At 58.8% G+C, this 11,624-nt stretch carries 10 protein-coding genes; 6 read left to right on the top strand and 4 right to left on the bottom strand.

The window, feature by feature from the left end:
• Positions 1-39: 39 nt before the first annotated feature.
• Positions 40-765, bottom strand: coding sequence for a hypothetical protein (locus tag F3J08_RS07315; protein ID WP_166929052.1), 726 nt, complete (start codon positions 763-765; stop codon positions 40-42).
• A 128-nt stretch (positions 766-893) separates the two neighbouring features.
• On the opposite strand from F3J08_RS07315, the gene F3J08_RS07310 reads away from it, so the two are divergent.
• The gene (locus tag F3J08_RS07310; RefSeq protein ID WP_166929050.1) at positions 894-1,349 is read left to right on the top strand and encodes a GNAT family N-acetyltransferase; all 456 of its coding nucleotides are present in this window, start codon (positions 894-896) and stop codon (positions 1,347-1,349) included.
• Positions 1,350-1,410: 61 nt separating this feature from the next.
• Here F3J08_RS07310 and F3J08_RS07305 read toward each other — a convergent pair whose 3' ends face one another.
• Positions 1,411-3,102, bottom strand: a complete 1,692-nt coding sequence (locus F3J08_RS07305; RefSeq protein ID WP_166929048.1) for a thiamine pyrophosphate-binding protein — start codon at positions 3,100-3,102, stop codon at positions 1,411-1,413.
• A 168-nt stretch (positions 3,103-3,270) separates the two neighbouring features.
• On the opposite strand from F3J08_RS07305, the gene F3J08_RS07300 reads away from it, so the two are divergent.
• Positions 3,271-3,750, top strand: a complete 480-nt coding sequence (locus tag F3J08_RS07300; protein ID WP_062165639.1) for an Lrp/AsnC family transcriptional regulator — start codon at positions 3,271-3,273, stop codon at positions 3,748-3,750.
• A 354-nt stretch (positions 3,751-4,104) separates the two neighbouring features.
• Here F3J08_RS07300 and F3J08_RS07295 read toward each other — a convergent pair whose 3' ends face one another.
• Both F3J08_RS07295 and tkt read right to left on the bottom strand, forming a co-directional pair.
• Positions 4,105-4,872, bottom strand: a complete 768-nt coding sequence (locus tag F3J08_RS07295) for an SDR family oxidoreductase (protein ID WP_122038623.1) — start codon at positions 4,870-4,872, stop codon at positions 4,105-4,107.
• Positions 4,873-4,944: 72 nt separating this feature from the next.
• Complete coding sequence (gene tkt, locus F3J08_RS07290) at positions 4,945-6,966, bottom strand: transketolase (RefSeq protein ID WP_166929046.1); 2,022 nt, start codon at positions 6,964-6,966, stop codon at positions 4,945-4,947.
• A 530-nt stretch (positions 6,967-7,496) separates the two neighbouring features.
• Here tkt and F3J08_RS07285 point away from each other — a divergent pair.
• The 4 genes from F3J08_RS07285 to F3J08_RS07275 all read left to right on the top strand — a co-directional run.
• On the top strand, positions 7,497-8,840 hold the full coding sequence (locus F3J08_RS07285; protein ID WP_062163840.1) for an MFS transporter: 1,344 nt from the start codon (positions 7,497-7,499) through the stop codon (positions 8,838-8,840).
• A 401-nt stretch (positions 8,841-9,241) separates the two neighbouring features.
• Positions 9,242-10,345: a TonB-dependent receptor plug domain-containing protein gene (locus F3J08_RS17520; RefSeq protein WP_370458684.1), complete on the top strand. Its 1,104-nt coding sequence runs from the start codon at positions 9,242-9,244 to the stop codon at positions 10,343-10,345.
• Between the two features lie 141 nt (positions 10,346-10,486).
• Positions 10,487-11,395 carry a TonB-dependent receptor domain-containing protein gene (locus F3J08_RS17515; protein ID WP_370458683.1) on the top strand — a complete coding sequence of 303 codons (909 nt, stop codon included), beginning with the start codon at positions 10,487-10,489 and terminating at the stop codon, positions 11,393-11,395.
• A 36-nt stretch (positions 11,396-11,431) separates the two neighbouring features.
• Positions 11,432-11,624 (top strand): helix-turn-helix domain-containing protein (locus F3J08_RS07275; protein WP_166929044.1); only part of this gene is annotated, 193 nt, incomplete at its 3' end.

The raw sequence follows: 11,624 nt of genomic DNA, 5'->3' as shown, positions 1-11,624 counted from the left end.
CGAATGGCTCTGATTGTGGAGCGCGTCATTGATGGCTGGTTATTGCGGTGAAAAACCGTATTCCTTGAAAAGGGTGCGAAGAATGGCACGTCGTCGCTCGGCTTTGGGTGTTTCCGCATTGATGGCCCAGAATGAAAGGTGAGGCATGTTCATTACGGGAATGGTCCGGCCGGCAATCGCGCATGTGCCTAAGTGAATTTTCCAGCCAGCATGATGCGCCTCGTGATTTTCGGTAAAATGCGCGCCTATTCCCTGTCTGAATGTATCGCGGTTGCCGTGCGTGAGAATTAATTCCGGCTGGATTGAGTCGATAAAGAATTCATGAACAGGGCGGCATTGCGCGATGGCGTTCTCAAAATTCATATGCAAACGCAGATTGCGTGAGCGGGTGAATACCAGATTGCTCGCCGCAACTTGGCGCGTCTCCAGCCCCATCATCGCCAACAGTTTGCGTATACGGCGCTGTAATGGCGCCTCTCCTGAGGGCGAGTTTCTTGGCGGATCACCCCATGACTGGTCCAGAAACGCATTTATCCCTGATCGGCTGGCAGCCAGTGAGTGTCGTATGGTCCCGTCACGGTTGTTGTCAGGGCTCCCCCCGGGATTCAGCCCAAGGAAATAGACCGGACCCGGTACAAGCGTCATGACGTCGCTATAGAGGACGGCGCCGGATGCATCGAGCAAGGTGCCTCCACCCCGAATTGGCTGGGAAGCCAGAAACGCTTCGGCCCGGTCGAGAACGCTATGCGGAAAAATGGCTGACAAAGGCGACGATCCTTGGAAGGGTGTGCCCATCATCAGGCAAACGCAGGAGAGCGTATGGGCCAGGTACGACTTTGCGATCATTCTCCTGCTCTGAAGCGGCTCAGGCAACAGGAAAGGGATATTGGCCCATGGAGATAGGGATCGACGATCTCTCCAGCGCGGAAAGTCGGGCGCTGCTGGCCTTGCATTTGTCGGGCATGGCGGAAAGCACGCCAGAGGCATTCCGTTTTGCCCTCGATCTCTCAGGACTGACCACGCCCGAGGTTACGGTATGGACTGCGCGTATCGAGGGGCGTGTCGCCGCCATTGGGGCGCTGAAGCAGTTCGGTGAGGGTGTGGGCGAGGTCAAATCCATGCGGACCCACCCCGATTTTCTCGGGCGTGGCGCTGGAGCGGCCATACTCGGCACGCTTATCGAGGCTGCGAGAGTGCGTGGTCTGATGCGGTTGAGCCTCGAAACCGGGACGTCACCATCGTTCGAGGCTGCGATAAGGCTCTATCGCCGCTACGGGTTCGAGAGTGGTCCGCCCTTCGGCCCGTATAAGGCCACCGCGCATAACCAGTTCTTCCATCTGGCGTTGTAAAAGCGGGTCTAACGCAGCGAGGCCCCGTGTGGGGGCGAGGGCAGAACCCTCGCCGCAACATTCAGCGGCTGATCATGATTTCGATCAGATTGGCCTTGCCGCTCGCAATCCCGGCCTGAATGGCAGGGGCGATATCGCCAGCGCGTGTCAGGCGCTGGGCAGGCAGGCCCATGGAGGTGGCGAGTGCCTGATAATCAATGGTGGGGTTGACGATATCCATCGCGATGAAGCGCCCGGTCTGTGCAGCCGTGTAGTTCTGCTGACCACGCATGAAGTTTTTCAGCACGTTGTATTCGCAGTTATTCATGACAACGAAGGTGATGGGGAGGTTTTCGTGAGCAGCCGTCCAGAGCGCCTGAGGCGAATAAAGCGCCGCGCCATCACCGACGAGGCACACGACAGGCTCGCGCTTCAGGCCGAGTGAGCAGCCGATGGCAGCGGGCATACCCCACCCCAAAGCCCCGCCGCGCAGAAAGGAGTACTGGGACGGATCGCTGCTTTCGAGAAAGCTGCGGACAAAACCCGATGTTGCAATGGCCTCATCCACGATCGGTGTGTCGGGGCCGATGGCCCGTACGGCTTCACGCGCAGCTAGGATGGGTGGGATGACCGCCTCATTCATGGCCGCATCAGCGCGGCCATGAAGGGTGGCGCGCTCCGAGGCGCGCTGCGTGGCCGCTTCTCGGCGCAGGGCGTCATAGGCGGGGGCATGGGCAAGCGAGGCGTTTTCCACCAGTGACTGTAGCGCGTTGAGCGATGCCTTCAGATGGCCGCAGGTCGAGAGCGCCGTGGGATAGGTGCGTCCCAGATCGTTCACATCGGCAGAAAGCTGATAGACGGTACATCCCTCAGGAATAGCCGAGCCCTCGGTATAGAGAATGGTAATGAGCGATTTGCCGCCAATGGCGAAAATGGCGTCATACTGGGAGAGCACTTCCGCAATACCGCGCGCCGTGGTGGGCAGGTTGCCACGCCATAGCGGATGGGCGGTCGGGAAGGGAACGCGCGAGGGCCAGGAAGAGCCATAGACGGGCGCCCCCAGTGTCTCGGCCAAAGTTGCCGTTTCGGCAGCGGCGCGGCTGGCATGGATTTCGTCGCCTGCAATCAGGGCAAGGCGCCCGGGCGCGATGGCGGCAAGGGCATTTGCCAGTTCTGGCAGGGCGCCGGCGATGGCATTGCGGTCGATGCGTGAAGGGGCCCCGGCACTGACGGTGCTCATCTCCTCCATCACGTCCATGGGCAAGGACAGAAAGACCGGGCCGGAAGGTGCGGCATCGGCGTCGTGAAAGGCGCGCCGAACCAGCGTGGGAAGTTGCTCGGCAGAGGCAACTTCCTTGCCCCATTTCACCGCAGGCTCGGCAATTTTCAGAAGATCACCAAACAGGAGCGGATCGGTAACGGCGTGGCGCAGATCCTGCTGCCCTGCCGTGACGACAAGGGGTGTTTGCGAGACATGGGCGTTGAGCAGATTACCCATGCCATGACCCAGCCCGCCTGCTGTATGCAGGTTGAGAAAACCCGGTCGGCCCGCTGCCTGGGCATAGCCATCGGCCATTGCCACAGCGCTCGCCTCCTGCAGGGCGAGGATGTAGCTGATATCGGGCCGGCGCAGCAGACTATCCATAAGAGGGAGTTCCGTCGTGCCGGGGTTACCGAAGATATACTCGACCCCCTCACTCGCAAGGATTTCGAGCAGGATATCGGCACCACTGCGGGCGTCGAGCGTGCTTGTCTTGGCGAAGCTGGCTGACATGGTCTGGCTCCAGAAAGGGAGTTTTTGCGGGATGTCGGCCAGTTGAGCCAGCATCTCTTTGCCGGAACGGTATCATGCAATCTTCTGATAAAAATTGCGTTTTCAGCTTCATGAATATGGCCTGAGCGCATAAAATATGCGCCTTAAGTCGAGTTGTGGGGTATGAAGATGCTTGAAGATCTGGATGCGATTGACCGCCATCTGCTGCAGTTGCTTCAGCAGGATGCATCACGCCCGACGGCTGAACTGGCCGAATCTGTCGGGCTCTCGCAGGCACCGTGCTGGCGTCGCATACAGCGCCTCAAGGAATCTGGAATCCTGCAAAAACAGGTCTATCTGGTGGATCGGCGCAAGATCGGGCTGAACGCGCAGGTTTATGCTCTGGTGAAGCTCACAGCCCATGCCCGCGCCAATCTGGCTGCGTTCGAGGAGGCCATACGTGAATTCCCTGAGGTGCAGGATTGTTATGTTCTGCTTGGCTCGGTCGATTTCATCCTGCGCATCGTGACGCGGGATATCGAATCCTACGAGCAGTTCTTTCTGAAAAGACTGGCCCTGATCCCGGGAATACAGGAGGTCAATTCAATGGTGGCTCTGTCGGAAATCAAGCATACGCTCGAACTTCCCATAGAGCGTCTCGCCTCCTGAAGGCCGAGAACAAGGCTGTTTTCGAGGTCGAGCGAGCAGATCATTTGCGACACGAGACGCAACGATGCAGGACAAGGCGTAAAGGGCGCGTCGGACGGGTTCAGCTTACAAGGCCGATATGTCCGGCTTCACGTCCCGCCCCATGCGTAAAAACTGAACGGCACAACAATCCGGGATCAAAGGGGCTAACGCCCCTTTGCGGGTTTCAGGGCAGCGCCCTGAACAGCCATGCCAGCAACAGGGATTTCCCCATCCACAGATGAACGGCGGAACGGGCGAAAGACAGGATGACGCAAAACAGGTTCCGCAGGCGTCAGCCCCTCTGAAGGTCTCTGGGCGGAGCCCTGCGCACCCTTACCAGCAGCAGAAACCGCCATCCACAAGCAGGTCGACCCCGGTGCAGAAGGACGCAGCGCGGGAGGAGAGGAAAATGGCGGGTCCCACCATTTCGCGCGGGGCGGCAATGCGGTTCATGGGGGTATCGTTCTCGAACACCTTCACACGCTCGGCCCATTCGGGGCGTGTGTTCATGGGGGTAGCGGTATAGCCGGGGCTGATGGTGTTCACACGCACGCCGCGCGTTGCCCATTCCATCGCGAGGCTCTTGCTCAGATGGATGACGGCGGCTTTGGACGCATTGTAATGCGCCTGCATCAGACCGCGATTGACGATCACGCCGGACATGGAGGCGATGTTGACAATCGATCCACGACCATTGGCCAGCATGGCGCGCCCCTCGGCCTGAGAGGAGAGGAAGACGCCTGTCGTATTGATATCAAGCACGCGCTGCCACTGGTCGCGTCCCATCTCCTCGGCCGGGGCGGCATTGGCGATGCCTGCGGCATTGACGGCAACCGAAAGCAGGCCGAGTTCGGCCTGTGTGGCCGCAATGGCATCGGCCAGGCTGGTTTCGTCGGTTGCATCACCCGTGCAGACCAGCGCGGCACGTTTGAGACCGCGGATACGGTCGGCGGTCTCGTCGAGGCCCTGACGTGAGCCGGGGAGGTCGAAACAGGCAACCGAAGCACCGGCTTCGGCAAGGCCGATGGCGATCTGTTGCCCGATGCCGCTTCCGGCCCCGGTGACAAAAGCGACATCGCCGGAGAGATCGAAAAGGTCCATGAATTCATCCAGTATGGGTGGGGGCGGCATGGGTGGGTGCCGCCCGCAGAAATGTCGGGAAAGGGCGTGCTTTCAGGCGCTAAGGCGCCTGGCGTGACGGGCGAGAAGCGCTTCGGCGCGCGTGACGACATTGGCTGTCGTAAAGCCGAAATGGCGGAACAGATCCTGTGCCGGGCCGGATTCACCAAAGCCCGTCATGCCCACGACATCACCATCGAGCCCCACATAACGCGACCAGTACATCGTGCTTGCGGCCTCGATGGCCAGACGGGTGCGTACGCCATCGGGCAGGACGCTTTCGCGATAGTCTGCGTCCTGGCCATCGAAGGTTTCGGGTGACGGCAGGGAGACCACGCGGACCGCGAGATTCCGGTTGCGCAGAATGGCGGCGGCGTCGAGGGCCAGTGTGACCTCCGAGCCTGTAGCAATCAGGATGAGGTCAGGGATGCCCGCACAGTCGGAAAGGACGTAGCCACCGCGCCAGGCATTGCGCAGTTGTTCCTCGCTGCGGTTGTGTTGTTTGAGCGGCAGGCGCGAGAGCGAAAAGGCGGTGGGTCCGTCACGACGTTCAAGCGCGCTGACCCAGGCGATGGCCGTTTCGACCTGATCGCAGGGGCGCCAGGTTACCATGTTGGGCGTCTGGCGCAGGCTCGCGAGCTGTTCGACAGGCTGATGGGTGGGCCCGTCCTCGCCCAGACCGATGGAATCATGCGTATAGACCAGAATCTGACGCTGTTTCATGAGCGCTGCCATGCGCACGGCATTGCGCGCATATTCCATGAACATCAGGAAGGTGGCGGTGTAAGGGATGAGGCCGCCATGCAGGGCAATACCATTGGCCATGGCGACCATGCCGAATTCGCGCACCCCGTAATCGACGTAATTGCCGGCTGCATCGAAGCAGACAGAGGAAGACCCTGACCAGCGTGTGAGGCAACTCGGGGTTATATCGGCGCAGCCGCCGAACATTTCGGGCAGATGGGGGGCAAAGGCCTCAATGGCGTTTTGCGATGCCTTGCGCGAGGGAATATCCCTGGGGGCTGCCTGCAGGGTGGCGACGAACTCACGCGACAGGGTTGCCCAGTCTGCGGGGAAGGCGCCGGCCTGACGGCGGGTGAATTCGGCAGCCAGATCCGGATAGGCATCGCGATAGCGGGAGAACAGATCGTTCCAGGCTGCCTCGGCTACCTCACCGGCAGGGCGATGATCCCAGTCGCGATAGATGGCGTCGGGAATTTCGAAAGCCGGACTGGCCCAATCCAGACGCTCACGAATTCTGGCGATTTCATCGGCGGGAAGAACACCGCCATGCACCTTGTTGGTACCGGCATAGCCTTCGGAACAACCCTGACCGATGGTGGTACGGCAGATGATCAGGCTGGGGCGCGTGGTTTCGGCGCGTGCTGCGTTGAGTGCGCCAAGCACAGCATCGGGGTCATGCCCGTCAATCTCGCCGATCACCTGCCAGTCATAGGCCTCGAAACGCTTGCGCGTATCATCGGTATAAACCCCGTCGATCGGCCCATCATTGGTGACCATATTGCGATCATAGAGGGTGATCAGCTTGCCGAGCCCGAGCGTGCCCGCCAGAGCGCAGGCTTCATGCGAGATGCCCTCCATCAGGCAACCTTCGCCCACATAGGCATAGGTGTGGTGATCGACGACAGGCAGACCGGGGCGATTGAACTGGGCGGCCAGAGTCTTTTCTGCCAGCGCCATCCCGACAGCGTTAGCGATACCCTGGCCCAGCGGGCCGGTGGTGGTTTCGATTCCGGGTGCATAGCCGAATTCGGGGTGTCCGGGCGTTCTGGAATGGAGTTGGCGGAACTGCCTGATGTCCTCGATTGTCAGGTCGAACCCGCTCAGATGCAGCAGGGCATAGAGCAGCATCGAGCCGTGGCCGTTGGAATAGACAAAGCGGTCACGGTTGCACCAGCCCGGATTGGCCGGGTTGTAGCGCATCACGTCACGCCACAGCACTTCAGAGATATCAGCCATGCCCATTGGCGTGCCGGGATGGCCGGACTGGGCCTTGAAGATGGCATCTATGGCCAGGATACGGATGGCGTTGGCGCGTTGCTTGCGGGTTGTCATGAGGAGCCCTCGGTCTGATCCGGCCATTGGCCGCAATGTTAGATTCGGCTGATGAAATGATATGTATTAAACTCTGTTCATGAAGCTTGTTTTACGAAGCATGAATAATACCCAGTTTGTTGCATTGAGCGAATACTATAGAATGATTGTAACCATCGAATAAAAATCTATGATAGTGAGATTTTAACACAATCGATGCACGATGGCGTGATAGATAACTAGAACGTTGTCTATGTATAAGCATGAGACTTATATCTGTGGAATACAGAGTTTCCTACATGAACAATTCAAATTTCTGTCATTTTGCGCATGGGATACAGATTGTGTTCTATAAAAGTTCTTGTATGATCTCATTAAAAAACGTTTATCATACCAAATCTGACACCCTGAATGTCTCATACGAACAGACCGTCTGGTAACTATAACTCTTTTTTGTGATTTGCCGGAGGGGGGTAACCCGCGCAAAGGAGGACGGGCCAGGCACGCTGCGGGGCAGCAAGATGCCTTTTTTGAGACTCAGGAGAAACACAATGGCAGGCGGGACATTCGTCGGCGGGGCACGGTCCGCAACCGACACTTTGCCAGACATTGAGCCACAGACGGCTTTCGGACGGTTCATCTCATGGGCCGGCATTCCGCCGATCATGATCTGGGGCTTTATCGGCACTCTGCTCTTCATGATCGGTGACGGCGTAGAGAGTGGTTACCTCTCTCCCTATCTCGTCTCGCTTGGTTTTCAGGAGCATGACGTCGCCGGCCTGTTCACCATCTATGGCCTGACGGCAGCTGTATCGGCCTGGGCCTCGGGTGCCCTTTCCGACATGTGGGGCAGCCGCAAGGTCATGCTTGTGGGTCTGGCCATCTGGATCCTGTTCCAGATCGGGTTCCTGGGTTTCGCCCTGCCGTCCAAGTCCTGGACATTGATCACGCTGTTCTACGGTCTGCGTGGCTTTGGCTATCCGCTCTTCGCCTTCGGCTTTCTCGTCTGGGTTGTGAACACGGCGCCCGTGCAGAAACTGGGCTCCGCCGTCGGCTGGTTCTGGTTCTGCTTCACGGCAGGTCTGCCCACGCTGGGTACGACGATTGCCGGTGTCCTGCTGCCCATCATCGGTGGTTATGCAACCCTCTGGGTCGCCCTGAGCTTCGTCGTCTTCGGTGGTGCGCTGGCCCTGCTCGGCATGAACCGCGTGCCTCGCGTCGAAACTGGCAACAAGGGAGCCATCAAGACCCTGTTCATGTCGCTGGCCATCGGCTGGCAGCGTCCGAAAGTGGGTATTGGCTGCATTGTGCGCGCCATCAACACTTCAGCCGAGTTCGGCTTCCTGGTGTTCATGCCGCTCTACTTCACCCATACGCTCGGCTTCACCATGGGGCAGTGGCTGGCTGTTCTTCAGGCCATCTTCATCAGCAACATCTTCTTCAACCTGTTCCTGGGTATCATCAGTGACAAGCTGAGCTGGCGCTACACGGTGCTGATCATGGGTGGTATCGGCTCGACGCTGAGCACCATGGCACTGTATTTCGCACCGACGCTGCTGGGCCCTGACCACCTGTTCATCGTCATGATCGCCGGCGCCTTCTATGGCATGACCCTGGCTGGCTATGTGCCGCTGTCCGCCCTGATGCCTTACCTCGCTCCCGAGAACAAGGCAGCCGCCATGTCGCTGCTGAACCTCGGTGCAGGTGCCAGTGTCTGGATCGGCCCGGCCATCGTCTACATCTTCGAGCCTGCCTTCGGAGTGTTCGGTGTGATGGTTGTCTACTCCATCATCTACTTCATCAGTGCGGTTCTGACCTACTTCCTGAAGCTGGACCCGGAAGTGGAAGCCCATCTCCACTCCACCCGCGCCTCAGCCAAGGGCTTCTCCCACTGAGTGACCGGTTTCCTTCTTGAGACGAAGGAGAAAAAGGCGGGGCGCGAAGCCCCGCCTTTTTTGTTTCATGCGACCCCCATTCATGCCGATGGCCGCGCAGGGGAATGATGCGTGCCGCTGTCAATAGTTAACGATTAATGGTTCCCAAAAATTTCGGTTTTTCTCGAAATAGAGCTGAGCCACCCGAGAGCCCGATGATCTGTGATCGTTGTAAGTAACTGACAGAAAATGATTTCCGATTGGTAACGGTGCTTCAGGCAGTGTGACTTTGTTGCACAGCATTGCTCGAACTATGTAATATAAATGTAACGTGCCTTGCGGGCGTTAACAATCTTCCGTTACGGCTTGGGAACGTTGCGATGCGTAATATCGCGAATTAACCCATTTTGACGGAACGTTCCATGACGCTGCTCCCAAGAGAGACGCACGATTCGGGTCGCCATAACCCGATCGTCGCCCCGTCAACCCGACGCAAGCGACCGCTTGCCGCCGGTCTCATGAGTGCCACAGCCTGTGTCTCTCTGTTGCATTTCGTCAGTGACGCACGGGCACAGAGTGTTTCGGCCCCTGAAACATCGACAATCCCTGTCAATGCCGCCAAGGCTCCTGCCAAGAGCAAGGTGAAGGTCAATGCCCAGAGTCGCTCGACGCGCGCCAGGGCTGTTTCCGCACCGGTTGAGGACGCTCCTGCGACCTCGCGCCCCGAAACCATCATGGTGACGGGCTCGCTGTTTCGCGATCCGAACACGACCAGTGCGTCACCGATCACGCACATCACCATGAAGGACATGCAGCAGCGCGGCATCAAGACCGTGACCGATGCGCTGCAGCTTCTGTCTTCCAACGGTGCAGGTAATCTGACCAATGCCTGGTCGGCGGGTGGTGGCTTTGCCGCCGGTGCATCGGCTCCGTCGCTCCGCGGTCTCAGCACGGATTCGACCCTAGTCCTCATGGATGGGCAGCGCCTGTCGTACTATCCGCTGGCCGATGACGGCGAGCGCAACTTTGTCGACACCAACTGGATGCCGCAATCCATCATGCAGGGCGTGGACGTGCTGCAGGATGGCGGTTCGGCAACCTATGGTGCCGACGCCGTTGCCGGTGTGGTCAACATGATCACCCGCAAGGAAATCAAGGGTTTCGAAGGTAACGCCGAAGGTGGCCTGACACAGCGTGGCGATGCGGGGCATCAGCGCCTCTACGCCACCTGGGGTCATGGCGACCTGCATAAGGACGGCTATAACTTCTACATCAACTCGGAATATCAGCAGGACGATCCGCTTTATTACCGTCAGCTCAATGCACCATATAACAATGGTGACCTGACCGGGATTGGTGGCAGCAACGGTAACGATAACATCGTCTCGGGTGGCTCGATCACCAATTTTGCACCGTCAACCGTGGCACTTGTCCGCCCTGTGACAGGAAGTGGTACCAACACTGCGCCCTGGTCGCTTCTCAATCAGCAGGCAGGGTGCCGTAATCTGGACGGGCTCGTGACCTGAAGCGTCGGAGGAAGCACCGGCATAAGCCAGGCCTGCTCGTGGAATACACAGAAATACGCCCAGGTTGCGCCTGATCTGCGTCGCGTCAGTGCCACGGCTCATTTCACGGCCAATGTCACCGAGCGTTCACAGCTGACAGCCATGTTCACCTGGTCGCAGGCGCGTTCCATCATCACGGGTACGCCCTATTCAACCTATGGTGGCACGTCTTACAGCCAGGCAAAGCTGGCGACAGCGCAGAACACATATCTGCCTGTCTATCTGGCTGATGGCTCGCTCAACCCGAACAACCCTTACGCCGCACAGGGTGAGCAGGCTCAGGTCAATTACCGTTTCGGCGATCTGATTCCGACCACCATGGACACGAGCCAGAACTTCCGTGGCTCGGTGCGCTACAATGGCTGGCATCCGTCTCGCTGGGGTTCGGACTGGAATTACGACGTCAACTTCGTTGGCATGAACACGCTGCTGAACCAGACGATCACGGGCGTGCCGACGATCTCCGGCATCCAGAACGCCATCACCAGCGGCAGCTACAATTTCGTGGATCCGTCGCAGAACTCGCAGTCGGTGCTGAACTCCATCGCGCCGCGTAATGTCATCAATGCGCGCACGCAGGAATATTCGGGCGAAGCCACGCTCAGCAAGGGTCTGTTCCACCTGCCGGGTGGTATGGCCAAGCTCGCCATCGGTGGCAACGTCCGTTACGAAGCCCTGAACGATCCGAACGCCAACCCGCTCGATACGGCCAATCCGGCCAACCAATACACCAGCTATATCAATCCTGTGAATGCTCAGGGCAGCCGCTGGGTTGAATCAGCCTTCTTCCAGGCTGATGCACCGATCGTGAAGATGCTGAGCGCCGATGCCTCGGGCCGTTACGATCATTATTCCGAAGGCTTCAGCCATTTCTCGCCGAAATTCGGTGTGCAGTTCAAGCCGACCGAAAAGCTGACCCTCCGTGGTACGTTCCAGAAGGGCTTCCGCGTTCCCAGCTTTGCTGAAACAGGCGGGTCGAATGTGGGCTACATGTTTGGTCCCGGGTTTTGATGGTGCAATCTTTTCATCGGAATGGAAGGAAGCACTATGGGCCAGGTTCACCACGGGAGCGCCACGACGACAGCGGCAGTCCGTCGAGCGATACAGCATAGTCAAGAGAGCCTGAGGGCACTGGCTGCGCGCTACGGCATCAATCAGAAGACCGTCGCGAAGTGGAAGAAGCGGTCAGATGTTCTGGATCGTCCGACGGGACCGCGCTCGCCAACGTCCCTCGTTCTGT

It is taken from the genome of Asaia sp. As-1742 (assembly GCF_011753235.1).
GTDB lineage: Bacteria > Pseudomonadota > Alphaproteobacteria > Acetobacterales > Acetobacteraceae > Asaia > Asaia bogorensis_B.
Note: the sequence above shows the minus strand (reverse complement) of the source record. Positions and strands in the feature narration are given on the sequence as shown.